At 48.8% G+C, this 22,928-nt stretch carries 25 protein-coding genes; 16 read left to right on the top strand and 9 right to left on the bottom strand.

The genetic code is table 11. The features are described 5' to 3' along the window. Positions 1 to 5: 5 nt before the first annotated feature. Together LG288_RS10765 and LG288_RS10760 are read right to left on the bottom strand one after the other, a co-directional pair. The gene (locus tag LG288_RS10765; protein WP_404400404.1) at positions 6 to 218 is read right to left on the bottom strand and encodes a DUF2970 domain-containing protein; all 213 of its coding nucleotides are present in this window, start codon (positions 216 to 218) and stop codon (positions 6 to 8) included. Beyond that, complete coding sequence (locus LG288_RS10760) at positions 218 to 544, bottom strand: hypothetical protein (protein WP_404400402.1); 327 nt, start codon at positions 542 to 544, stop codon at positions 218 to 220. The genes LG288_RS10765 and LG288_RS10760 overlap by 1 nt, the downstream gene beginning before the upstream one ends. Positions 545 to 674: 130 nt before the next feature. Between LG288_RS10760 and rpe the strand changes: the two genes are divergently transcribed. From rpe to LG288_RS10710, 10 genes are all read left to right on the top strand, one after another. Beyond that, on the top strand, positions 675 to 1,352 hold the full coding sequence (gene rpe, locus LG288_RS10755; protein ID WP_404400400.1) for a ribulose-phosphate 3-epimerase: 678 nt from the start codon (positions 675 to 677) through the stop codon (positions 1,350 to 1,352). 1 nt (position 1,353) lies between these two features. Further along, positions 1,354 to 2,361 carry a tryptophan--tRNA ligase gene (trpS, locus tag LG288_RS10750; RefSeq protein ID WP_404400398.1) on the top strand — a complete coding sequence of 336 codons (1,008 nt, stop codon included), beginning with the start codon at positions 1,354 to 1,356 and terminating at the stop codon, positions 2,359 to 2,361. A gap of 10 nt (positions 2,362 to 2,371) precedes the next feature. Further along, positions 2,372 to 2,950 carry an anthranilate synthase component II gene (locus tag LG288_RS10745; RefSeq protein WP_404403107.1) on the top strand — a complete coding sequence of 193 codons (579 nt, stop codon included), beginning with the start codon at positions 2,372 to 2,374 and terminating at the stop codon, positions 2,948 to 2,950. A 22-nt stretch (positions 2,951 to 2,972) separates the two neighbouring features. Next, positions 2,973 to 4,148: an HDOD domain-containing protein gene (locus tag LG288_RS10740; RefSeq protein ID WP_404400396.1), complete on the top strand. Its 1,176-nt coding sequence runs from the start codon at positions 2,973 to 2,975 to the stop codon at positions 4,146 to 4,148. 215 nt (positions 4,149 to 4,363) lie between these two features. Continuing rightward, positions 4,364 to 5,590, top strand: coding sequence for an aspartate aminotransferase family protein (locus LG288_RS10735; RefSeq protein ID WP_404400394.1), 1,227 nt, complete (start codon positions 4,364 to 4,366; stop codon positions 5,588 to 5,590). A gap of 12 nt (positions 5,591 to 5,602) precedes the next feature. Then, the gene (astA, locus tag LG288_RS10730) at positions 5,603 to 6,625 is read left to right on the top strand and encodes an arginine N-succinyltransferase (RefSeq protein ID WP_404400392.1); all 1,023 of its coding nucleotides are present in this window, start codon (positions 5,603 to 5,605) and stop codon (positions 6,623 to 6,625) included. Between the two features lie 14 nt (positions 6,626 to 6,639). Further along, a complete protein-coding gene (gene astD / locus LG288_RS10725) occupies positions 6,640 to 8,109 on the top strand; it encodes a succinylglutamate-semialdehyde dehydrogenase (protein WP_404400390.1) in 1,470 nt (489 codons plus the stop codon). Between the two features lie 11 nt (positions 8,110 to 8,120). Beyond that, the gene (locus LG288_RS10720) at positions 8,121 to 8,462 is read left to right on the top strand and encodes a DUF3802 family protein (protein ID WP_404400388.1); all 342 of its coding nucleotides are present in this window, start codon (positions 8,121 to 8,123) and stop codon (positions 8,460 to 8,462) included. Positions 8,463 to 8,470: 8 nt separating this feature from the next. After that, entirely contained in the window at positions 8,471 to 8,890 is a 420-nt protein-coding gene (locus LG288_RS10715; protein WP_404400386.1) for an OsmC family protein, read from the top strand. Beyond that, positions 8,887 to 9,744, top strand: coding sequence for a 23S rRNA (adenine(2030)-N(6))-methyltransferase RlmJ (locus LG288_RS10710; protein ID WP_404400384.1), 858 nt, complete (start codon positions 8,887 to 8,889; stop codon positions 9,742 to 9,744). The genes LG288_RS10715 and LG288_RS10710 overlap by 4 nt, the downstream gene beginning before the upstream one ends. A gap of 3 nt (positions 9,745 to 9,747) precedes the next feature. Here the strand turns inward: LG288_RS10710 and LG288_RS10705 are convergent, their stop codons facing one another. Genes LG288_RS10705 through LG288_RS10695 form a run of 3 tightly spaced genes read right to left on the bottom strand, consistent with a single transcriptional unit; the run spans position 9,748 to position 11,930 of the window. Further along, entirely contained in the window at positions 9,748 to 10,647 is a 900-nt protein-coding gene (locus tag LG288_RS10705; protein WP_404400382.1) for a phosphoribulokinase, read from the bottom strand. 54 nt (positions 10,648 to 10,701) lie between these two features. Beyond that, a complete protein-coding gene (locus tag LG288_RS10700) occupies positions 10,702 to 10,932 on the bottom strand; it encodes a SlyX family protein (RefSeq protein ID WP_404400380.1) in 231 nt (76 codons plus the stop codon). Continuing rightward, complete coding sequence (locus LG288_RS10695; protein ID WP_404400378.1) at positions 10,932 to 11,930, bottom strand: WD40 repeat domain-containing protein; 999 nt, start codon at positions 11,928 to 11,930, stop codon at positions 10,932 to 10,934. Before LG288_RS10695 ends, LG288_RS10700 begins: the two co-directional genes overlap by 1 nt. Before the next feature lie 95 nt (positions 11,931 to 12,025). Here LG288_RS10695 and fkpA point away from each other — a divergent pair, with 95 nt between their 5' ends. Further along, positions 12,026 to 12,799, top strand: coding sequence for an FKBP-type peptidyl-prolyl cis-trans isomerase (gene fkpA, locus LG288_RS10690; RefSeq protein ID WP_404400376.1), 774 nt, complete (start codon positions 12,026 to 12,028; stop codon positions 12,797 to 12,799). A 44-nt stretch (positions 12,800 to 12,843) separates the two neighbouring features. Here the strand turns inward: fkpA and rsd are convergent, their stop codons facing one another. Beyond that, positions 12,844 to 13,326 (bottom strand): sigma D regulator, encoded by a 483-nt coding sequence (gene rsd / locus LG288_RS10685; RefSeq protein WP_404400374.1) that lies wholly within the window; start codon positions 13,324 to 13,326, stop codon positions 12,844 to 12,846. Positions 13,327 to 13,422: 96 nt separating this feature from the next. Here rsd and nudC point away from each other — a divergent pair, with 96 nt between their 5' ends. The 4 genes from nudC to LG288_RS10665 all read left to right on the top strand — a co-directional run bounded on the left by nudC (position 13,423) and on the right by LG288_RS10665 (position 19,638). Further along, positions 13,423 to 14,229: an NAD(+) diphosphatase gene (nudC, locus tag LG288_RS10680; protein WP_404400372.1), complete on the top strand. Its 807-nt coding sequence runs from the start codon at positions 13,423 to 13,425 to the stop codon at positions 14,227 to 14,229. A 42-nt stretch (positions 14,230 to 14,271) separates the two neighbouring features. Continuing rightward, the gene (hemE, locus tag LG288_RS10675) at positions 14,272 to 15,342 is read left to right on the top strand and encodes a uroporphyrinogen decarboxylase (RefSeq protein ID WP_404400370.1); all 1,071 of its coding nucleotides are present in this window, start codon (positions 14,272 to 14,274) and stop codon (positions 15,340 to 15,342) included. A gap of 135 nt (positions 15,343 to 15,477) precedes the next feature. Continuing rightward, positions 15,478 to 16,533: an efflux RND transporter periplasmic adaptor subunit gene (locus LG288_RS10670; RefSeq protein WP_404400368.1), complete on the top strand. Its 1,056-nt coding sequence runs from the start codon at positions 15,478 to 15,480 to the stop codon at positions 16,531 to 16,533. A gap of 3 nt (positions 16,534 to 16,536) precedes the next feature. Continuing rightward, positions 16,537 to 19,638: an efflux RND transporter permease subunit gene (locus tag LG288_RS10665; protein WP_404400366.1), complete on the top strand. Its 3,102-nt coding sequence runs from the start codon at positions 16,537 to 16,539 to the stop codon at positions 19,636 to 19,638. Here the strand turns inward: LG288_RS10665 and LG288_RS10660 are convergent. From LG288_RS10660 to rsgA, 3 genes are read right to left on the bottom strand one after another with little or no spacing between them, the layout of a single operon-like run. Further along, positions 19,635 to 20,366, bottom strand: coding sequence for a glycerophosphodiester phosphodiesterase (locus tag LG288_RS10660; RefSeq protein WP_404400364.1), 732 nt, complete (start codon positions 20,364 to 20,366; stop codon positions 19,635 to 19,637). The two genes, LG288_RS10665 and LG288_RS10660, sit on opposite strands and share 4 nt — an antisense overlap. Beyond that, entirely contained in the window at positions 20,363 to 21,232 is an 870-nt protein-coding gene (gene asd / locus LG288_RS10655) for an archaetidylserine decarboxylase (protein ID WP_404400362.1), read from the bottom strand. The genes LG288_RS10660 and asd overlap by 4 nt, the downstream gene beginning before the upstream one ends. A 5-nt stretch (positions 21,233 to 21,237) precedes the next feature. Then, entirely contained in the window at positions 21,238 to 22,281 is a 1,044-nt protein-coding gene (gene rsgA, locus LG288_RS10650; protein ID WP_404400360.1) for a small ribosomal subunit biogenesis GTPase RsgA, read from the bottom strand. A gap of 72 nt (positions 22,282 to 22,353) precedes the next feature. Between rsgA and orn the strand changes: the two genes are divergently transcribed. Beyond that, positions 22,354 to 22,908 (top strand): oligoribonuclease, encoded by a 555-nt coding sequence (orn, locus tag LG288_RS10645; RefSeq protein WP_404400358.1) that lies wholly within the window; start codon positions 22,354 to 22,356, stop codon positions 22,906 to 22,908. Positions 22,909 to 22,928 lie beyond the last annotated feature (20 nt).

The following is a 22,928-nucleotide window of genomic DNA, read 5'->3' as shown; positions in this document are numbered from 1 at the left end:
CGCCATTAGGTGGGGTGGTTCGCCAGTACTAACTGAACAATGGCGATAAGCCCCACTACCATCAGCGTCGCTAAGGCGATGCCAATAATGATAAAGGTTAATGGCTTACCGTGGGTGAAGTCACGCTGGCGGTTACTGTCACTCTGGACGCCAAAAAATGCAGCGACAACGCTCAATATCGTTGACAGAAAACCAGGCTTTTGGTTTGACTGTGACATTAAAGCGATGATTGCTGTTGAAAGTGCTCGTTTGAATTCCGTGATTTTTCGCCGGAGCTGAACAGTAATTCAAACAAATCAATAAAGTGAAACTGTACTGAGCGGCTTTCGCCTTTAAACCAACCCATCCACGTCAATTGCTCTGATACGCTTTGACATTGTGTACGGGTTTTAACATTTTCACTGGCGGATAACAGTTGTTCGCATTGTTGATTTGAATTGTTAACTGTAGAACTGGAGGACGCAGGAGACCACAACAAATAGGCCGACAGTAACAGACCTAAAAAGGCCGCGATCCTGGTGGTTTGTTTTAGATTATGAAGCATCTGACATGTCTCCTCTGCCATCGCTGCTTAATTTATCAGCGATTTGTTACAAATACCAGTTAATTGCAACAATTTTTTTGTCTTGTTATTCCTGCTATAATCCGCGCCAAATAGGATCAGAGGCACTCTAATGCAACCACTCATCGCACCATCAATCTTATCGGCTGACTTTGCCCGTTTGGGCGAAGAGGTTACTGACGTTCTTAACGCCGGTGCCGACGTTGTTCATTTCGATGTTATGGATAATCACTACGTTCCAAACCTCACCATTGGTCCGATGGTATGCCAGGCGCTGCGTGACTACGGTATAACGGCACCGATTGATGTACACCTGATGGTTAAGCCTGTGGATCGCATTATTCCCGATTTTGCCAAGGCGGGAGCCTCTATTATTAGTTTTCATCCTGAAGCATCCGAGCACGTTGATCGGACAATTCAGACTATTAAAGAGCATGGTTGCCAGGCCGGGTTAGTGTTTAATCCAGCAACGCCTTTGCATTATCTGGATTATGTGCTGGATAAAATTGACGTTGTTTTGCTGATGTCGGTCAATCCGGGTTTTGGCGGACAATCTTTTATTCCCGCTACGCTGGACAAATTACGTCAGGTAAGAGCGCTTATCGATGGCGTAGACCGAGAGATACGGCTGGAGGTCGATGGCGGCGTTAACGTAGACAATATTGCATCAATAGCAGCAGCTGGCGCCGATATGTTTGTTGCCGGCTCTGCAATTTTTAACCAACCCGATTATGCCGACGTTATTAAACAGTTACGGGCACAAATCTCACTCTCAGGATCAGGAAATTAAGATGTCAAAACCCATTGTACTCAGTGGATGTCAGCCTTCAGGGCAATTATCCGTTGGCAATTATATTGGAGCTATCAGCAACTGGGTTAAAATGCAGCAGACCCATGACTGTAAATTTATGTTGGTCGATTTACACGCTATAACGGTCCGTCAGCAACCTAAGCAGCTGACTGAAGCAACCTTAGATGGTTTGGCTTTGTATCTGGCGTGTGGCCTTGATCCTGATCTGAGTACCTTATTTATTCAGTCGCATGTGCCCGAACACGCTGAACTGGCATGGGTATTAAACTGCTATACGCAAATGGGCGAACTTAACCGGATGACGCAGTTTAAAGATAAATCACAGCGCCACACCGGTAACATCAACGCAGGTCTGTATACCTATCCAGCCCTGATGGCAGCAGACATTTTACTTTATCAGGCCGACGAAGTGCCTGTGGGTGAAGACCAGAAGCAGCACCTGGAGCTGGCCCGCAACGTAGCCGAGCGTTTTAACAATCTATATGGAGAGGTGTTCAAAATTCCGGCTCCTATGATACCGAAAATTGGCGCGCGGGTGATGTCGCTGCAGGAACCTGCTAAGAAAATGTCCAAGTCGGACGATAACCCTAATAACTATGTAGGCCTGTTAGAAGATCCGAAGAAAATCACTAAAAAAATTAAGCGGGCGGTTACGGACTCTGATGAGCAAGCCCGAATTTTCTTTGACCCGGTAGAAAAGCCCGGGGTGTCTAACCTGTTAAGCATTTTGTCAGCAGCAACCGGTCAGTCTATTGAGGGCCTGGTTCCGCAATATGAAGACAAAATGTATGGACACTTAAAGAAGGACGTTGCCGAGGCCGTTGTGACCATGCTGGAGCCGATTCAGCAACGTTACAATGAGATGCGAAATGCCCCGGACTTTTTACAAAGCGTAATGAAACAGGGAGCTGATAAAGCTCGTAAGCAAGCGGCTGAAACACTGGCTAATGTATACCGTGCTGTGGGGTTTGTGCCCTACCCGGGATAGTGACTGGCTGATGATTGCGCTGATTGATAACTATGACTCATTTTCGCACAATCTGGCGCGCTATTTGGCGGAGCTGGGGGCCAAGGTTGTAGTTTTTCGCAATGATCAAGTCAGTCTTGATGAGCTCAGGCAAAAAAATATTAAGGCGCTGGTGATTTCTCCCGGCCCCTGCACCCCCGACCAGTCCGGGGTTTCCCTGCAGGCGATTGAGTATTTTGCCGGCCGCGTACCAGTTCTGGGGGTTTGCCTGGGACATCAGGCGATAGCCCAGGTATTTGGGGGCCTTGTGGTGCAGGCGAAACGAGTCATGCATGGCAAAATTTCAAACATAAGTCATAACGGGCAGGGGCTATTTGCCGGGCTGGAAAAGCCGTTGACGGTTACCCGCTACCATTCGCTGATCATTGAACCGGAATCGTTAGCTCCCGAGTTTGTGGTAGACAGCTGGGTGGAGAGTGCAGAATTTGGTTACGAGATCATGGCTATCCGGCACCAGACCTGGCCAGTTTTTGGGGTTCAGTTTCATCCTGAATCGGTGATGACCAAACAGGGTCATCAGTTGTTACAAAATTTTCTTTCGGTTATCTAAATACTAATTGCGCGGAGTACTGATGTACGATTTTTTTGCAGTATCGACAGAGGGTGGAAGCCAAGATCCCGCACTTCGCCTGGAAAAGCGATTCATAAATTATTTGATCAGCTTTCCCTTTGCCCGAAAAAGTCGTGATAAAGATGAAGGTCGCGAGGTCGAACAGCAGGAGCAGAAGCGCCGTTTGTTGCAGGTCGAGCAAATTAATTACGATGAACGGGAGCGTATGAAGAAGGCCCGCCAGCGTTATCTGGATCGAGTTTCTGATGAGCTGCACGAAGCCATTTATTATCGCATTCTGGAGCGTATTCAAGACCCTGCTTATGTGCGTGAACGGCTGATTCCTTTGCCCGAGCGGCTGCCCGAGCTATTGGATATCCTGAGTACTAAAGCCGCCTCGATGAAGCGCATCGAGGAAATTGTGCAAGGCATGGAGTGGTTTCATACCGGTGTTATCCGAACGGTTAACCAACCCCCGTTTATTGATAAGCGGCGTAAACAGAAACAGGTAAAGCTAGAAAGTCTGCGTACTGCCATGAGCTTTATGGGAAGCGAAAATCTCCGTACCCTGGCGCCTGCGTACATCATGCAGAATTGGTTACCGCCGTCGACTCAGCCGTTTACTCTATTCCGGCGTAAAATTTGGGAGCATAGCCTGGGTACAGCCATCCTGGCCCATGAAATTGCCACTATCCGTCAATTAAAGGATCCGGTTTTAGCGTACACCATCGGTATGTTCCACGAGTTAGGCAAAATAGCTCTGACCAAAGTGTATCTGCGGGTCTTTGATGATGTCCAACGGGAACTGGCGATTAAGAGTATGAAGGATAGCCAGGCGGATAAACATAATGCGTTAGTCAAATTACAACCGGATGAACGGTTCTTGCGTAACTTAATGCTGGAGCAAGACAGGAAAGTCAGCTATTTAGTGGCCGAGGGTTGGGGTTTACAGCGAGTTCCTGTAAGTGAGCACTTGCTAAGCTTTACCCAGTCGAAGTCGCTGGATGACTTAACCCCGTATGCCAAAGCCCTTGATCAGGCAAACACATTTTGTGAATACCGTTTGTTAAGAGATGTTGAGCTTGCGTCCGTTGAAGAAGGTTCGCAATTGCTGAAAAAACACGGTATCGATGCCTCTTTGGTTGCAAAACTTAATAATCTTAACTTAAAGCGACCTAAAATAGTCGTTCCCCAATAGTGGACTTGAGTTGCCTTTTATGACTATTAATGCGCCTGTAATGGCGCATTAAGAATACTTATTCGGTTCTTATGAAAGTCTAGCAAAGCCGCGTCCTATCTGGCCCGCCTGCTAATTAAAACAGACAAATGCGGCTATTTTTGGCATAATAGCGACACCTTAATTAACCATGACTCTTATCAAATTAATTCGCATTAGCGATAAGGAACTGAGCAATGGCAGATAATCAAAATACACAGACGGTAACCCGTGAAACGTTTAATGACGTGATGGTTCCTAACTACAACCCGGCCCAAATGATCCCGGTTAAAGGCGAAGGCTCACGAGTCTGGGATCAGCAGGGTAAAGAATATATCGATTTTGCCGGGGGTATTGCGGTTAACTGTCTGGGCCATTGCCATCCTGTTATGGTTTCTGCTTTAAAGCAGCAAAGTGAGAAGCTTTGGCATTTGAGTAATGTTTTTACTAATGAGCCTGCTATTCGCCTGGCTAAGCGGCTGGTCGAGACAACCTTTGCTGACCGTGTTTACTTTGCAAACTCGGGTGCCGAGGCAAACGAGGCGGCATTGAAATTGGCGCGTCGCTGGGCATTGGAAGAACATAATGAAGATAAGCAGCAAATTATAGCGTTTAGTAAGGGCTTTCACGGCCGCACGTTCTTTACCGTGACGGTTGGCGGGCAACCAGCATATTCTGAGGGTTTTGGTCCAAAGCCCGGTGGTATCGAGCACGTACCATATAATGATATTGACGCTTTACGAGAACTTATCTCGGACAAAACCTGTGCTGTTATGATGGAGCCATTACAGGGTGAAGGTGGTGTTGTTCCGCCTGATGCCGACTTTGTTAAGCAAGTGCGTGAACTTTGTGATCAACACCAGGCATTACTTATTTTTGATGAGGTGCAGACAGGCTTTGGCCGCACAGGCACCCTGTACGCTTATGAACAGTTTGATGTGATGCCCGATATCCTCACTACCGCAAAATCTCTGGGCGGCGGTTTCCCTATTGGGGCGATGCTGGCTACTGAGGCGGTTGCAGCGCATTTAAAACCCGGAACACATGGCAGCACCTATGGCGGAAACCCACTGGCCTGTGCCGTTTCTGAAGCAGTCCTGAACTTTGTTAACACAAAGGAAGTGCTGGATGGAGTTAAATCGCGTGAGCAATGGCTGAAAGAACAGCTGAATGCTATCGGTGAGCGTTACGGCGTATTTAAAGAAGTTCGCGGTAAGGGCTGCCTGATTGGTGCAGAGCTCAGTGATTCATATGCCGGTCGGGCCAAAGATTTCATGCTGGCGGGTCAGGAGCATGGTGTGATGGTACTGATTGCCGGTGCTAACGTGCTGCGCTTTACTCCCTCACTTATTATTCCCGAAGATGATGTCAAAGAAGGTTTGCAGCGTCTGGAAAAAGCTGTGGCACAAGTTGTCGCGCAATAAAAGGAAGCGACTATGTTGCTGATTCGACCTATTGAGTCATCAGACTATCCCGGCCTGTACGACTGTGCAGTCGAGTCGGGCCACGGCTTTACCTCTTTGCCTGTCGACCAGAGTCTGCTTGAGCGCCGTATCACCAATGCTAAGGCGGCGTTTACCAAACAGGATATAGAACGTCCGGGTAATGAAAGTTACCTGTTCGTTATGGAAGATACGGATACGGGTGAGATAGCCGGAGTAAGTGGTATCGAAGCGGCGGTGGGTTTATCCGAGTCTTTTTGGCATTACCGACTAGGCAAAGTGGTCCACCACTCGGAGCAGCTGAATGTCTATAATGCGCTCGAAACTTTGACCCTTTGTAATGACTACACAGGGGTTTCAGAGCTTTGTACGCTATTTTTACGCGAACCTTACCGCCAAAATATGAACGGCAGGACCTTGTCGCGTTTCCGGATGTTATTTCTGGCTCAGTTTAAACAGCGCTTTAGCGACTGGGTGATAGCGGAAATGCGCGGTGTTTCCGACGAGAATGGCGAATCGCCCTTCTGGCAGTGGTTACAACAGCACTTTTTTTCGGTGGATTTCCCCAAGGCCGACTATTTAAGCGGTATTGGCGAAAAGACATTCATTGCTGAATTAATGCCACGCTTTCCCATCTATACGTGTTTATTATCCGAACAAGCCCGGGCGGTCATCGGAAAAGTTCACGACAACACCCGGCCGGCGCTGCGCTTATTGGAATCTGAGGGCTTTCGGCGGCGTGGGTTTGTTGATATTTTTGATGCAGGACCAACCGTAGAAGCCGAAGTGTGCAATTTACATAGCGTACGCAACAGTCGCTTGCTACCGGTTCGGATCACCGCTAAAGTCGATGCCCAGGCAGCCGAGCCGCATATTGTCTGCAATACTCAGCTGAGTAAATTTCGCGCATCACAAGTGGCCCTGAACGCACAGTCAGATGAACTATGGCTGACTGCAGATCAGGCTCGCCATTTACATTTAGAATCAGGCGACAACGCCCGTGTTGTCGCTTTGTAACAGGAGATCAGTTAATGAGTTCCAGTGTACAATTTATTCAGGGTTGCTGGTCAGCCGGTAACGGTAAACTTTTTAAGTCCATTGATCCCGCTCGTAACGAGCCGGTTTGGGAAGGTGCGGCGGCCGATGATGAACAAGTTGAAGCAGCGGTTCTGGCCGCCCGAAAAGCTTTTCCGCAATGGTCTCAGACCGACTTTAACGAACGATTGGCCATTTGCCAGCGTTTCTCAAAACTGCTGGAAGAAAATAAAGAGGAGCTTGCTTTTGTCATAGCAGAAGAGACGGGCAAGCCGCTTTGGGAAACCCGCACGGAAGTTGGTGCTATGGTTGGTAAAGTTGCTATCTCGGAGCGAGCCTATCACGAACGCACCGGCACGGTGGAAAATCCAATGCCGGGAGCAAAAGCTTTTGTACGTCACAAACCCCATGGCGTTGTTGCTGTTTATGGCCCGTACAATTTTCCCGGACATCTGCCGAATGGTCATATTGTACCGGCACTGATTGCCGGTAATACCGTTGTTTTTAAACCGTCAGAACTAACGCCTAAAGTCGCTGAGTTTACCGTTAAACTATGGCAAAAAGCTGGTATTCCCGACGGTGTATTGAATTTACTACAGGGCGAAGTGGAAACGGGTAAGGCTTTGTCTGTTCACCCGCAGCTTGACGGGCTGTATTTCACCGGCTCTTCGAATACTGGCCATTTGCTGCATAAACAGTTTGGTGGCCGGCCGGATAAAATACTCGCTCTTGAGATGGGGGGCAACAACCCACTGATTGTTACGGATGTGGCTGATGTTGATGCGGCGGTACACAATATTGTGCAATCGGCTTATATTACCTCAGGGCAGCGTTGCACCTGTGCGCGCCGGTTATTTATTGAAGACACCCCACGAGGTCAGGCAGTCTTGGATCGGCTGGTCGAGGTGACTAAGAAAATTGCCGTGGATGACTATGAAGCAGACCCGCAACCGTTTATGGGTGCCATGATTTCAGCTAAAGCTGCAACCGGAATGGTCGATGCCCAGAATGAACTGTTGCGCTTAGGTGGCACATCACTGGTACGACTGGTGCAGGAAGATCCGAAAAAAGGTTTTGTCAGCCCGGGTATTGTCGACGTTAGCAAGATAGACGAAGTTCCTGATGAAGAGTACTTCGGACCGCTGCTGAAAGTGTACCGTTTTAAAGAATTGGATGAGGCCATTAAAGAGGCTAACAATACCGAGTTTGGTCTGTCCGCCGGTATTTTGTGTGACGATGAAGCGACTTATCGCCACTTTTTCAAGCACATAAGAGCAGGAATTGTAAACTGGAACAAGCCAATTACCGGAGCCAGCAGTGCAGCACCCTTTGGCGGTATTGGTGCCAGTGGTAACCACCGCGCCAGCGCTTATTATGCGGCCGATTACTGTTCTTACCCGGTGGCATCAGTCGAAGCTGATAGTATGTCATTACCGGAAACATTGGCCCCGGGGCTAACATTTTAAGTTGAGCTTTTATGATTGTTGACACTGATGGTTATCTGGAGCTGGTTCAGTATTTGACTGGCCAGCTCCCCCTATTTTCTCAAAATACGGGTACTGCTCATACCGCAGATTACACACTTCGCGAGCTGCTTGAAGAGAAGCTCGGGGAGAGCATTATGGCTGTATTTGAGCAAAATCAACTGAGCCAGGAGACGCGCCTCAATATTGTGCGGGAAGCGGATGCCATTATGTACGATCTTGAAGAAGTCTTATCTTCGGTCCTGAATAATCACCCGACCGCTAGCCAGGAAGAGTTTGTGAAAGAGTTTGTTGGCCTGGTTAAAAACCTGTTTGACGAGAAACTCAATCAATAAGGAATATTATGTCTGAGAATACACTGACTGCGTCCGTCAAATGGATTGATGGCTTAACCTTTGTGGCAGAGTCGGGGAGCGGGCATCAGACTGTCCTTGACGGTAACGCGCCAGGCACCGCGCCCAGTCCGATGGAGATGGTCTTAATGGCAGCCGGCAGCTGTGCTTCAGTGGATGTAGTAAACATTCTGGAGAAAGCGCGGCAGCAGGTGGTCCAGTGTGAGTGCCAGGTAAGTGCTGAACGAGTGGGCGGTATACCTAACGTGTTCAAGTCGATTCACCTGCAGTTTATTGTGACAGGTCATAACGTTGCGGAACAGCATGTGCAGCGGGCCGTGCAACTTTCAGCTGAAAAATACTGCTCAGTAGCAAAAATGCTCGAAGCCAGTGTTGAAATGCAGCACAGTTATACGATTAAAACAGCGTGAACTATCGGCACATTTACCACGCCGGTAATTTTGCCGATGTGTTTAAGCATCTGCTCTTAAGCCGGGCTTTAGGCTATCTGAATAAAAAACAGAAGCCCTATTTTATGCTGGATACCCATGGCGGCATCGGTCGCTATGACTTGACAGAGGAACAGGCTAATAAGACTGGAGAGTATGAGCAGGGTATCAGCCAGCTTTTTCGAGACTCTGACGCGCCTGAATTTACCGATGATTATTTGCAGGTGATCCGGCAATTAAATGAGACTGACGAAGTACGCTACTATCCAGGCTCGCCATGGTTGTCCGGTAGCTTAATGAGAGCGCAGGATCGGCTCATTGTTTGTGAGCTTCATAGCCAGGACGGCGAAACATTAAAACACAACATTGTCTCTGCAGCGTCCGAATGTTCTGTACAAGTATTGGCCCCGCAAAATGGTTATCAGGCGGTGTCTGCTTTACTACCACCGCCTGAAAAACGTGGTTTAGTGCTGATTGATCCGCCGTTTGAACAACTGGATGAGTTTGATCAGGTTGTGACTGCCTTAACAAAAGGCCTGAAGCGTTGGCAAACCGGCAGCTATGCAGTCTGGTATCCTATTAAGGATACGGTAAAAATCGCTGCCTTCCATCGCGATGTCGCGGCAATTAATGATATCCCAAAGACTTTAGTTATCGAACTCATGATCCGTTCGACCGATGGTGGCAAAGGCTTACATGGATGTGGTTTTGTCTGGGTTAACCCCCCCTTTGGACTGGTTAACGAGTTAGATCAACTGCTCGCTTATTTGCGTGACCAGTTAGCCCAAAGTGCGGGTGCAGAAAGCCATTATCGCTGGCTGGTTGAAGAGGGCTGAAAGCTACTTAGAGCTAATCCAGTCTAATTGGGTTCTGGCTTTCAGTTTCCGTTCAATAATCTGTTCAATCAATGGCGTCAGAATAAGCTCCATAGCCAGCGCCATTTTTCCGCCCGGCACGACTAAGGTGTTGGTGCGTGACATGAATGAGCCGTCAATCATCTGTAAATAGTACGAAAAGTCTACGTTTTTAATGCCTCTGAAACGAATCACCACAAAACTTTCATCTAATGACGGGATATCTTTTGCACTAAACGGATTAGAGGTGTCAACGGTCGGTACCCGCTGAAAGTTTATGTGAGTGCGGGAAAATTGCGGGACAATATGATGGATATAGTCTTCCATACTGCGCACAATACTGGTGGTGACGGCCTCACGAGAGTGGCCACGGTCCTGGGTGTCCCGGATCAGCTTTTGTATCCATTCCAGGTTAACGATAGGTACCATACCAATCAATAAGTCAACGTACTGGGCAACATCATAGTTAGCCCCGGAAACTCCACCGTGTAATCCTTCGTAAAAAAGCGCGTCAGTATTGTCAGGCAGGTTTTCCCAGGGGGTAAATGTACCGGGCATCTGGTTATAGGGCACCGCATCATCAAAGCTGTGCAGGTAACGCCGCACCTGACCCTGGCCGCTCTGCCCATATTCCTGAAATAGCTGCTGCAAAGCTTCGAAGTTGTTTGCTTCAGCGCCAAAGTAACTGATGTGCTTACCAAGCTCCTGCGCCTTGCGGATTTCTACGTCCATTTCGGGACGGGAATAGCGATGAAAACTATCCCCTTCGACAAAAGCGGCGGTTACACCAAGCGACCGAAAAATATGTCTCAGTGCCTGGCCGGTGGTGGTGGTGCCGGCTCCGGACGAGCCGGTTACCGCAATAATTGGGTGTTTAGCAGACATAAACGCTCGTTAAAAAAATGTGAACGACCTTTATACCCTAGCCACTGAGCGGTTTCAATAATGGGGCGGTGGTGGCTCTTGAGCGGGATCACTGTCAGGCCCCTCGGTTTGTTGCTGTAGCTGATTAAACTTACGACCCAGCCAGCGTAATTGCTCCTGAATGGTAGCAAGCTCACCCGATTGTTGTGTAACCAACTGGTTTAGCGAGTCGATAGTATCTTCCTGAAAGGCTATTTTTGCTTCCAGGTCGTCAATACGTTGGATTAAGGTGGTCGTATCTTTCATTATTCTTGGTTCCAGTCAGCGGGCAATTGCCACCATTCTGCCAGACCGGCCGAGCTTTCACTAAAGACAATATTATCGTTGTCGTAATAATGTAGCGACAACACTACCGCACTATTCGGATTACGGTCGTCCACTAAACCAACATTCCAGTGTCTTATTGACTCTCCGCTTTGTGTATCCCATAAATTGATACGACGCGAGGGCGAGCCGGTTAGCAAGGTGTCGCCACTGGCGCTGAAGCGGGCGCTACTGAAAATGCGCTGGCGATCGATGAATTTTAGCCGGCTGTGTTCTTTGCCGTCGGGTAAACGCCATATTTTGGCGTTATCGGTGCTGCCGGAAGTAAAAACATATTTTGCTTCGGGGTGCAGAGCAATCTGCGTTACCCGGTTTTTATGCTGCCAGCGGTGAACAATTTGTCCACTGCGGGTATCCCATAAAATGGCTGAAGCGTCATTACTGCCACTTAGAACATAAAAACCATTGGCTGACACTTCCACCGAGTTGACGCGCTCGGTGTGGCCATAAAATTCCAGCCGCCGACCAGAATCAGGACTAAAGGCTATCTGAGTGCCGTCGCGTTTACCAAGGATCAAAACCGAGCCTTCATTACTGACTGCAACATCCTGAATACCGCCACTACCAATCTTCCAAAAGCCCAGGTTATCTCCGGCTGTAGCGTCCCATAGGGCAAACTCAAAGCGTGTAGCCGTAGCGACTACAGTGCCGTCGGGGCTGATATCTACGGCGATAACCTGTGAGGTTTCGTCGTCGTGGCGCCAGGAGTATTTGGCGTTATTGGCATACCGAGGCCACAGTAAGATGCCGTTATCATTGGTGGATACCACACTAAAGGCGCCGGTCTCAGAGATATCTGCAACGTAGGTTCCCTGCTCGGCATGAAGCTTTTTATGCACGATATCGGGAGCCGGGTTGCAGCCAGATAAAAGCAGCAGCACAGGCACCAAAGACAGGCCGAGTTTGTCACGAAAAGTCATGGGCAAGCCTCCTCTGGTTGTGTAGTATGGTACTGACCTCATTATTGAATTATGGCATAGTCCGTTGCACAACGGGATGTAAATTGGAGAAAAATATGAATCGTATGATTAAGCCTATAGCACTATCGGCTTTGACTTTAGCGTTAGCTGCCTGCTCTCAGCAAGAGCAATATCCTGTTAGTCAGGATGAGCTGAAAACCGAAGAACAAAAACAAGCGTATGCGCTGGGCTCATCGGTGGGTCGCTTTGTCGGCCGCAACCTTGACCAACAGGAAGAAGCTGACGTTATGCTTGATCGTAATACGGTCATTGCCGGCTTTGTTGATGCGGTTAAAGGCGAAGTAAAACTGTCAGAAGAGGAAGCCGAAACGTTACTGAATGATTTACGGTCGACAGTAATGGAGCAACGTCAAAATGTTCTGGGCAGTAAAGCCGCTGAGCAAGGCCAGGCTTTTCAAGAAGAAAATGCCAGTAAAGAAGGGGTAACAGTAACTGAGTCAGGACTTCAGTATGAAGTACTGGAAGAAGGGTCGGGTGTCAGCCCGGCGGAAACCGATACTGTTGAAGTGCATTATGAAGGGACACTGGTTAACGGCGAAGTCTTTGACAGTTCATACGAGCGTGGCGAACCTACGGTATTTCCACTTAACCGTGTGATTCCTGGCTGGACCGAAGGTCTGCAGTTAATGAGCGAAGGCGGCAAGTATCGTTTTGTCATTCCTGCTGAGTTGGCCTATGGTGACCGCGAAGTGGGTGGTGGTCAAATTCCGCCTAACTCGACGCTGATTTTTACGGTTGAGCTACTGGACGTCAAAAATGATGAAGGTAACGATGCTGATGCAACCGCAGGTTCTGAAAACAGCAACTAAATAAAACAGAGAAAGATTAAAAGCCGGCATTAAAGCCGGCTTTTTTATTGCCCCAGCAGCTTATCTTCGTGCAAGTGATTAAGCAGCTGGTCTTCAAACTCCATCCGTAATTCCAGCGCTTCACCTAATGCCGATAAGTTGCGGTCAAATTGCTCCAGCCGTTCAACACTCTCAATTTCGCCATAGTTATCGTTAAAGTCTAAGGCAATATCAGTGGTGTCAGAAATTAACGGGAATAAACCTTCCATCAGGTTATCCATGGACAGTGAGGCACCGTTATCCCGCGCAGCTTTGATAAGCTGCCCGTAAATTTCAAAGTGGCCGCTGGATACATAGTCAACTAACTGGCCGCAAAATTCCCGAATAGCGGTAATATCGGGCAGTTCTTTACGTTCTTGCTCGTAAGGTGGCAAACCCGCCATCTTACAATAATTAATCAGTAAGTCTTGGCGCTCGGCTAACCATTGGTCAATGCTATCATTGGCTCCACCCCATTTAGTTTGAGCCTGTTCGCCTTTGCTTAACATATGCTTCTCCATGCATTCTATATCTGTCACAATTCGCTGACACAGCGTAACTGCTTTTTCGTTTGACTAAGGGCGAGCTCACCACAGGAGGCTGACATGGTAAAGCTCTATTCAAGACCTGCATTTGACGAACCGGCGTGGTGGTTTGTCATCAGTGCCGACCAAATTCTAACGTTTAACGATACCCAATTACCCTTTGGTTGTCTAGGAGAACTGCCGTTTCCGGCTCTGGATGATTATCCGGTGGTACAGCTCGGGGAACTTCGTGAGCGCACTTGTTATCTGATTATTGCAGACTATCTGGATGACAATTTTGATGCTGGTGAGTTTAAGCCATTAAGAAATCTGCTCGATGCCGGCGATATGGAAAAATTCGCATTAGCCGGGCGTGCGCGACAGTTTAGTGACTTTCTCAGTACGCACCGCTTTTGTGGCCGCTGTGGTACCCGGATGCAGGCGGTAGACTGGGAACTGGCGATGCATTGCCACCAGTGTCAGCACCGCTGTTACCCCCGAGTATCACCGTGTATTATTGTTGCAATTACCAAAGGTGAGAAGCTATTGCTGGCCCAGGGGAAGCGGCATAAGCCCGGTATGTATTCCATCCTTGCGGGTTTCGTCGAAGCCGGCGAAACTCTGGAGCAGGCGGTCGAGCGCGAAGTTCACGAGGAAGCCGGCATTCAGGTAAAAAATATCCAGTATCAGCTAAGCCAGCCCTGGCCATTCCCGCATTCTTTAATGGCGGGTTTTACCGCGGAGTGGGCAGCTGGTGACTTGCATATCGACCCCCACGAACTGGTTACGGGTGACTGGTTCAGTGTTGATCAGCTACCCGCTATTCCTCCGCCGGGGACGATAGCAAGAACATTGATAGAAAAGGCTATCGGCAAAGAAAAGCAATAGTGGTAAAATCAGTCTATTCTGACGTAAAAATGGAAATCCCCGATGCAAAAACCGGCGTTACAAAACGATCGTTATTTAAGAGCTTTGCAAAAGCAGCCTGTCGACCGCACACCGGTCTGGATGATGCGGCAAGCCGGTCGCTACCTTCCTGAGTACAAAGCAAGCCGTGCAGAGGCAGGGGATTTTATGTCGCTGTGCCGCAACACGGAACTGGCCTGCGAAGTGACCTTGCAGCCGTTACGCCGGTTCGACTTAGATGCCGCCATCTTATTCAGTGATATCTTAACGATCCCCGATGCCATGGGACTTGAGCTGTACTTTGAAACGGGCGAAGGGCCTAAATTCGCAAAACCGATAACCACCACCCGGCAAATTGAGCAATTAACTGTGCCCGACATGGGCAGCGATCTAAAATACGTGACCGATGCGGTCAGCCTGATTCGCCAGGAGTTACAGGGCAAAGTACCTCTTATTGGCTTCTCCGGAAGCCCCTGGACTCTGGCCACGTATATGGTTGAAGGCGGCAGTACAAAAAACTTTTCAAAAGTTAAAAAACTGATGTTTGCTGAGCCTGAAGCGATGCACCAATTATTGGATATTCTGGCTGACTCAGTGATTGCTTATTTAAATGCACAGATCGCAGCCGGGGCTCAGTCGGTGATGGTTTTTGATACCTGGGGTGGCGTATTATCGCCGCGGGACTACCGGGAGTTTTCATTAGCTTATATGGAAAAAATCGTTCGGGGTGTTACCAAACGTTCCGAAGACCGTGATGTTCCGATTACGTTGTTCACCAAAAACGGCGGACAATGGCTGGAAGCCATGGCGGATGCTGGCTCAACTGCACTGGGTATTGACTGGACAACAGATTTAGCCGATGCGCGCTCGCGAGTTGGCAACCAGGTTGCTTTACAGGGCAACATGGATCCCAGCGTGCTGTATGCCAGTCCGCAACGTATCGAAGCAGAAGTTAAACAGATTCTTGCCAGTTATGGCCACGGTACAGGGCATGTATTTAATTTAGGACACGGAATTCATCCCGAAGTTGACCCGGAACATGCCGGAGCCTTTATTGAAGCCATCCATAAACACAGTCCAAAATACCACCGCTAAAGTGTACTAAAAGATCGGCGGGGCCTTGCAATTTGCGATTAATGTCCCCTTATCTTCGTTGGATGCACCGCCTTTTAGGCGGTGTTTCCGTATAATAGGGCAAGTTTATTTTGCCCTAACTCCCCAGAGGTACACATGGCCAATCGTTCCTGGTTCAATCCGCTTACTGTGATTGTTGTCGTTCTTATTGGACTTGCCGTTTATTTTTTTGCTTTTCCCCCTGAAGAACAAGCTCAGCAGCGTGACCAGCCGGGCGTACCAGTGCGCACCCAAATTGCCGAAATAAGTGAGTTTAGAGATGTAATTAATGGTCTGGGTACTGCCCAGGCTAATGAAACCGTAGCAATAACGGCACAAACTCAGGATGTTATTGAAGCCCTGCATTTTAGTAGCGGCGATTCGATAGAGAAAGGTCAGTTATTGGCAGAGCTTAATGCACGCAAAGAGATTGCCCGGGTCGAGCAGCTTGAATTCAGCCTTGAAGAAGCTAAACGTCAGCTTGACCGCTTGGGGGAGTTACGCCGTGGTAATGCAGCATCACAACAGCAACTGGAACAGCAGCAGGTCGAGGTTAATCGTTTGCAGGCCGATTTGGAAGTTGCTGAAGCGACCTTGGCCGAAATGAAGGTTTATGCTCCCTTCTCAGGGCGCGTAGGCATTCGTCAGGTTAGCCCCGGAGCATTAGTTTCGCCGGGTGATGTGTTTACTACGTTAGATGACATTAGCCCGATTAAAGTCGATTTCAGCATTCCCGAGCGCTATTTTGCCAGTCTGGCTGTTAATCAGGAGATTATTGCCAAAAGCCGGGCCTACCCGGGGCAGCAGTTTTTAGGGCGGATAAGCAGTATTGATTCACGCATCGATCCCGTTACCCGCTCGGTCAGAGTCCGGGCTCAACTTCCGAACGAGGACAATCTGCTGCGGCCGGGCATGCTGCTGCAAATTACGTTGCTGAGAAGTATCGATCAAGCTTTGTTGTTGCCGGAAAAAGCATTGATGCCAATTCAAAGCCGTCAGTATGTTTTCAAGCTGACGCCTGATGGCAGAGCGCAGCAAACCGAAGTGACTATCGGTCGTCGCAAACCCGGGGTAGTCGAAATTACTCAGGGCGTTGAACCAGGCGATGAAATCATCGTTGAGGGCCTTGTTCGCTTGCGCGATGGTGTACCCGTCAACGTTCAGGGGGAATAAACTGTGTTTTTATCAGACGTTTCGGTAAAACGACCAGTTTTTGCCACAGTACTTAATATCCTGCTGGTTATTTTTGGCATAGTCGCGTTTACCATGCTGCCACTGCGCGAGTTCCCGGATATTGACGCGCCTGTGGTCAGTGTCAGTACGGATTACCGGGGCGCTTCAGCTGAGGTTGTTGAAACTCAGATTACTCAGCTGATCGAGGACCGTATCAGTGGTATCGAGGGCATTAAAAACATTAGCTCCAGCAGTCGGCCCGGGCGCTCTAATATCAGTATCGAGTTTAATTTAACCCGGGATATTGATGCCGCCTCCAATGATGTCCGCGAACGGGTATCGCGAGCGTTAGACAACCTGCCGGAAGAAGCGGATCCTCCTGAGGTATCCAAAGCATCGTCCGATGAAACAACGGTAGTCTGGTATAACCTGCGCAGCGAAAGTATGTCGATACTTGAGCTGACCGACTATGCCGAGCGGTATATCGTTGATCGGCTGGCTGTGGTCGATGGGGTAGCCCGGGTCCGGATTGGTGGTGACCGTCGCTATGCAATGCGAGTCTGGCTGGATCGTGATGCCATGGCTGCCCGCGAAATTACGGTGCCGGATATTGTTAGCCGCCTGCGGGAAGAAAATATTGAATTACCGGCAGGAGAAGTTGAGTCAACAGAGCGTGAATTTTCAGTGCGTATGGCACGCTCTTATTTATCTGAGGAAGACTTTAAAAACCTGGTTATCCGGCGTGGAGATGATGGCTATTTAGTTCGCCTTGCAGAAGTCGCGCGAGTTGAGCTGGGGGCTGAAGACGACAAAACTGATTTCCGCGGCAACGGCGTGAATATGGTCGGAATTGGCATCATCAAACAGTCAAAAGCTAATACGCTGGCGGTTGTTGAAAACGTCCGTGAAGAGATGAAGCGGCTGGAAAAAACGTTGCCTGAGACAATGTACTTAGCGACAAGTTATGACTCCTCAGTATTTATCCAGGGCTCAATCGATGAGGTTTATAACACCCTGTTTATTGCCATGTGCCTTGTGGTGGTGGTGATCTATCTGTTTTTAGGCAATGTTCGGGCAACTCTTATTCCGGCACTAACCGTACCGGTAGCGATTATTGCTTCGTATATCGTCCTATTCAGCCTTGGCTTTTCCATTAATTTATTAACCTTGCTAGCCCTGGTACTGGCGATTGGGTTGGTTGTTGATGACTCGATTGTGGTGCTGGAAAACATCTACCGCCGCATCGAAAGTGGTGAGCCACCGCTTCTCGCTGCTTACCGGGGGGCCCGCGAAGTTGGCTTTGCCGTAGTTGCCACTACTCTGGTACTGATTTCAGTTTTTGTTCCACTGGCCTTCCTTGACGGTAACATTGGTAAGCTATTTACCGAGTTTGCCTTTGCCATTGCGGCGGCCGTGGCATTCTCAAGTATTGCGGCGCTTACATTAACTCCGATGCTCAGCTCAAAAATCCTGACTCATCGCGAACGTACCAGTAAGTTTGGCAAAGGGTTCGACAATGTATTTGCCTGGTTTGAAGCCAAATACCGACGCTTACTGGAAGCCTCAGTCAGTCGCCCGATTTTTGCTTTAGTTCTGGTTGTTCTGGCGGGTGTGGTGAGTTTTGGAGTGTTAAAGCAAGTGCCTCAGGAATTCGCTCCACCCGAAGATAGGGGTACTTTTTATATCAGCATCCGCGCGGCTGAGGGTGCCAGCTTTGAGTCTAATTCCCGCAATATGGACAAAATTGAACAAATTTTGCTGCCTTATGTTGATGACAATAAAATAGACCGCGTTATTGTGCGCACTCCTGGCTGGGGCAATACAGCCGGCATAGCTATTGTAGGTGCTGTGCCTTTTGATGAAAGAGACTGGTCAACGTTTGAGCTAATGAGCGAAATGCGCAGCAAGCTTAACGAAATTGCCGGGGTACAGGCCTTTGCCTTTATGCGCAGCGGTATCAGTGGTGGCGGTGGCCGACCGGTGCAATTTGTATTGCAGGGTAATACCTATGATCAGCTGGCAGAGTATCGCGATATTGTGATGGAAGAGGCGGCAAAAAATCCGGGGTTACAGGAAGTTAACAGCGATTATAAAGAAACTCTGCCACAACTACTGATCGAAGTGGACGAAACCCGGGCGGCCGACCTGGGCGTGTCTGTGCAGGATATTGGAATTACGCTGCAATCGATTCTGGGTCAACGGCGGGTGACCACCTATCTGGATCGTGGTGAAGAATACTACGTGATGCTGGAGGGTGAAAAAGCCGATTACCGAAGTCCTGATGCGATTGATAACATTTATGTCCGGTCTAACCGCTCCGGTCAATTAATTCCGTTATCGAATGTTGTCAATATTTCTGAGCGGGCAACCTCCGGTCAGCTGAATCGGTATAACCGGATGCGCAGCGTAACCATCGAGGCTAATCTGGCTGAAGGCTACTCGCTGGGCGAAGCTCTGAATTATCTGGAAAATATCGTTGCTGAAAAATTGCCCGAGGATGTGTCAATTGACTATAAAGGAGAGTCACAGCTTTATCAGGAAAGTGGCAGTTCTATTGTCTTTGTGTTTGGGCTGGCACTGATTATTACCTTCCTGGTGCTGGCGGCTCAGTTTGAGAGCTTTGTTCATCCCCTGGTGATTATGCTGGCGGTTCCTATGGCTGTAGTCGGAGCCCTCATTGGTCTGTATCTGACGGGTCAGTCGATCAATATCTATTCGCAAATAGGTATCGTAATGCTGATTGGTCTGGCGGCTAAAAACGGCATTTTGATTGTTGAGTTTGCAAATCAGCTGCGCGACGCCGGTGTTGAATTTAAAGAGGCGGTAATGCAGGCAGCGCAACAGCGCCTGCGGCCCATTGTAATGACCGCCTTTACCACCTTAATGAGTGCCTTGCCGTTGATTATTGGTTCGGGGCCGGGCCATGAAAGCCGGATGGTCATCGGCATTGTGATATTCTCGGGAGTGGCAGTGTCAGCGTTCCTGACTCTGTTTGTGATCCCTGCGCTGTACTTATTGATGGCCCGAAATACTACTTCGCCGCTGTCGATAACCCGTAAATTGCAGGGACTGCAAAATGAGTACCCTGACCATCATCAGCGCTAGGTAAAGTGATAAAGGGGCTCGTTGCCGCGTGGCGACAGTCCCTTTATGATATTTTGTGCAAAGGTGGGGTTGTTAGTAAAAATCCCGTCTGCACCCATCTCATGAAGTTCTTCAATGTCATGTCGTTCGTCGACCGTAAAAACATAAATTTCGAGATTACGGCGATGCCCGTCGTCGATTAATTCCTGAGTGACAAAGTCTACGTCAATATGCACTGAGTTTGCCTGTAACCGGCTGGCGAAGGCGCAATAATCAAGCGGGCAACAGGTGCTGAGTGCGCCTATTCTGAGTGCTGGACGGCACTGTTTTAAGCTTTGTAACCAGTGGTGATTAAATGAAGAAACCAGTAACTGAGTTAAATCAAAATTAAAGTGTCCGACAGCATAGTCCAGCTCTCTTAGCAGCGCGCTGGCCGGAACCTTACCTTTTAATTCAATATTGACCTGGCAACGCCCGGCGATGTGTTGCAGAGCCTCGCGCAAAGTGGGTATGCGCTGTTGACCAAAAACTTTAAGCTGTTGGATCTGGCTACATTTCAGGTCTTTTAAACGCCCGGCTGTCGCAGTAAGCCGCTCCAGATAGCGGTCGTGAAAAACAAAGCACTCGTTATCAACGGCATAGACATCCAGCTCAATGCCGTCAACCCGACTATCGAGCGCCCGGCTAAAAGCCGCCAGCGTGTTTTCCGGCGCCTCTGCCGAGGCTCCGCGGTGCGCCCATATTTTCATGCCGACTGGCTGGCCATTACCTCACCCATACGGGTAATTGAACGATGTCCCAAGTCCGGGTCAAATTCGACAGCATCTTTTGCGAACGCCAGAATAACTGTTGAACCCAGCTTAAAGTGACCCATCTCTTCACCTTTTTTAAGCTGTACAGCATTTAGGCCTGAGGCTGGATAGGACCAGCTCTGGACCTGTGCGCCTGTTGGCGGCGTCACAGTGCCGGACCAGACAGTGCCAATACTGGCGACAATGGTTGCCCCCACCAGCACCATTGCCATTGGGCCGACATCGGTATCGAATAAAGCGACTACGCGCTCGTTGCGGGCAAATAAATTGGGTACATTGCGCGCGGTCAGGGGATTAACCGAAAACAAATTACCCGGCACGTAAATCATTTTTTTAAGGACGCCGTCACAGGGCATATGAATGCGGTGATAGTCTCTTGGGGCCAGATAAATTGTTGCAAATTCACCGTCGGTGAACTCTTTGGCATTGTCACTATCGCCACCGAGTAATTCGGTCAATGAGTAGTCATGGCCTTTAGCCTGAAAAATGCGCCCGTCTTTAATACTTCCGACCTGGCTAACAACACCATCAACCGGATGAGCTAACTGACCTGATTGCGTCTTAAGCGGACGTAGTTCAGGTTTCAGATGACGGGTAAAAAAATCGTTAAATGTTTTGTAGGCGCCGGGCTGCTCATGAACCGCTTCGCTCATATCAATTTTGTATTGGCGAATAAACCATTTGATAAACAACTGGGTGAAGATTCCCGCGCGGGCAGCGGCAAAGCGGCCGACCAGACGCGATAATAAGTGCTTGGGCATAGCATACTGCAATGCGATCTTTATTTTGTCGGTTATAGACACCTTAATTAACCTCTTACTATAGCCCTTGGGGGCTTTTTACTGTTCATTGAATCCATAATACGGTGAAAATTATCCAATCGCCATGCGGCAATATGTTGTTCTTCTACAGCCTCTCGCAAGGCGCAGCCGGGATCATTTTTATGTTTGCAGTCGCGAAATTTGCACAGCCCGAGAAACGGCCGAAAGTCTTTGTAACCCTGCTCTATCTGTTCTGCTGCAAGGTGCCAGAGTGAAAATTCCCGGATTCCGGGAGAGTCGATCAGTACCCCGTCATCAGGCAGTGAATACCAAGTGGCGACAGTAGTGGTGTGCTGTCCGAGTCCTGAGTTTTCTGAGACTTGTTTTGTTTCGGCGTTAACCTGCGGCATAATTTCGTTTACCAGAGAGGATTTACCCACCCCGGACTGCCCAACGACGATAGACGTACGCCCCGGCAACTGCGCCACTAAGGGCAGCAGGCCCTGCTGGGTTGTGCTGCTAACCCGCACTGTGGAATAGCCGATTGCCTGATAGTAATCCAGCGCTGCATTGATGTGGGTTTGTTCTTCAACGCTTAGCTGTTCAATTAAATCCACCTTATTCAGAACGATGGTGGGTTCGATACCGATATCTTCACAGGCAACAAGGTAGCGGTCAATAATTTGTGTACTAAACGCGGGCAGTACACTGGAGACGACGAATATCTGATCAATATTAGCTGCGACTGGTTTTAAACCGTCATAAAAGTCGGGGCGTGATAATAAAGTTTCCCGTTCATGAACTGCTTCAATAACACCCTGCATTCCGTCTTGGGAATTTGTTGCCTGGCGCCACTGCACCCGATCGCCACATACCAGACTGCTGATGTTGCGGCGAATATGGCAACGTCTGGTAATACCGTCGGCACCCAACACGTCAGCATGCTGGCCGTAGCGGCTGATAATCCGCCCACCTTCTGCCGGCCCTAATTGATCGTTATGCCATTCGACTTCGGTCTGATCCAGCCGTTTTTGCTGATTGGTGTTTACGCGCCTTTGCTGACCTTTATTCAGACGTTTTTTCTTTACCAAGCTACTCAACCTGTTGCTTGTTTAAAATTAACGCTATCATACCTTAAATTGTCGTAACTTTAGAGTTTGATTATGAATGAAACCGATAAAAGTCAGCGTTTGATCTGGATTGATTTGGAAATGACCGGCCTTGAACCTGACCAGCATCACGTTATCGAAATAGCAACGATTGTCACCGATGCTAATTTAAACATGCTCGCAGAGGGTCCGGTTATCGCGATTAATCAGCCTCAGCGTTACCTGGATCGTATGGATGACTGGAATGTTAGGACCCATACCGGTTCCGGCCTGGTTGAGCGAATTAAAACCAGCCGGTATGACGAGAAAGCCGCGGCTCGCGAAACGCTTGAATTTTTGCAGCAACATGTGACAGCAAACACTAGTCCAATGTGCGGCAATAGCATTTGTCAGGACCGCCGCTTCCTTGCCCGCCACATGCCAGAGCTGGAAGCCTTTTTCCATTACCGTAATTTAGATGTCAGTACCTTAAAAGAGCTTGCCAAACGTTGGAACCCAGAAGTGTTAAAGGGTTTTAAAAAACAAGGGACGCATCAGGCGCTGGACGACATCCGGGAGTCAATTTTGGAATTACGTCACTACCGCGACAATTTCCTGACAATCAGTTGATTAGGCCATTTTGCCATTGG

Source organism: Idiomarina seosinensis (assembly GCF_044797955.1).
Classification (GTDB): domain Bacteria; phylum Pseudomonadota; class Gammaproteobacteria; order Enterobacterales; family Alteromonadaceae; genus Idiomarina; species Idiomarina seosinensis_A.
Note: the sequence above shows the minus strand (reverse complement) of the source record. Positions and strands in the feature narration are given on the sequence as shown.

Excerpts from the sequence above, each read along its gene's own strand:
- LG288_RS10765 (WP_404400404.1), bottom strand. The coding sequence starts at position 218 with ATGTCACAGTCAAACCAAAAGCCTGGTTTTCTGTCAACGATATTGAGC.
- LG288_RS10760 (WP_404400402.1), bottom strand. The coding sequence starts at position 544 with ATGCTTCATAATCTAAAACAAACCACCAGGATCGCGGCCTTTTTAGGT.
- rpe (WP_404400400.1), top strand. The coding sequence starts at position 675 with ATGCAACCACTCATCGCACCATCAATCTTATCGGCTGACTTTGCCCGT.
- trpS (WP_404400398.1), top strand. The coding sequence starts at position 1,354 with ATGTCAAAACCCATTGTACTCAGTGGATGTCAGCCTTCAGGGCAATTA.
- LG288_RS10745 (WP_404403107.1), top strand. The coding sequence starts at position 2,372 with ATGATTGCGCTGATTGATAACTATGACTCATTTTCGCACAATCTGGCG.
- LG288_RS10740 (WP_404400396.1), top strand. The coding sequence starts at position 2,973 with ATGTACGATTTTTTTGCAGTATCGACAGAGGGTGGAAGCCAAGATCCC.
- LG288_RS10735 (WP_404400394.1), top strand. The coding sequence starts at position 4,364 with ATGGCAGATAATCAAAATACACAGACGGTAACCCGTGAAACGTTTAAT.
- astA (WP_404400392.1), top strand. The coding sequence starts at position 5,603 with ATGTTGCTGATTCGACCTATTGAGTCATCAGACTATCCCGGCCTGTAC.
- astD (WP_404400390.1), top strand. The coding sequence starts at position 6,640 with ATGAGTTCCAGTGTACAATTTATTCAGGGTTGCTGGTCAGCCGGTAAC.
- LG288_RS10720 (WP_404400388.1), top strand. The coding sequence starts at position 8,121 with ATGATTGTTGACACTGATGGTTATCTGGAGCTGGTTCAGTATTTGACT.
- LG288_RS10715 (WP_404400386.1), top strand. The coding sequence starts at position 8,471 with ATGTCTGAGAATACACTGACTGCGTCCGTCAAATGGATTGATGGCTTA.
- LG288_RS10705 (WP_404400382.1), bottom strand. The coding sequence starts at position 10,647 with ATGTCTGCTAAACACCCAATTATTGCGGTAACCGGCTCGTCCGGAGCC.
- LG288_RS10700 (WP_404400380.1), bottom strand. The coding sequence starts at position 10,932 with ATGAAAGATACGACCACCTTAATCCAACGTATTGACGACCTGGAAGCA.
- LG288_RS10695 (WP_404400378.1), bottom strand. The coding sequence starts at position 11,930 with ATGACTTTTCGTGACAAACTCGGCCTGTCTTTGGTGCCTGTGCTGCTG.
- fkpA (WP_404400376.1), top strand. The coding sequence starts at position 12,026 with ATGAATCGTATGATTAAGCCTATAGCACTATCGGCTTTGACTTTAGCG.
- rsd (WP_404400374.1), bottom strand. The coding sequence starts at position 13,326 with ATGTTAAGCAAAGGCGAACAGGCTCAAACTAAATGGGGTGGAGCCAAT.
- nudC (WP_404400372.1), top strand. The coding sequence starts at position 13,423 with ATGGTAAAGCTCTATTCAAGACCTGCATTTGACGAACCGGCGTGGTGG.
- hemE (WP_404400370.1), top strand. The coding sequence starts at position 14,272 with ATGCAAAAACCGGCGTTACAAAACGATCGTTATTTAAGAGCTTTGCAA.
- LG288_RS10670 (WP_404400368.1), top strand. The coding sequence starts at position 15,478 with ATGGCCAATCGTTCCTGGTTCAATCCGCTTACTGTGATTGTTGTCGTT.
- LG288_RS10660 (WP_404400364.1), bottom strand. The coding sequence starts at position 20,366 with ATGAAAATATGGGCGCACCGCGGAGCCTCGGCAGAGGCGCCGGAAAAC.
- orn (WP_404400358.1), top strand. The coding sequence starts at position 22,354 with ATGAATGAAACCGATAAAAGTCAGCGTTTGATCTGGATTGATTTGGAA.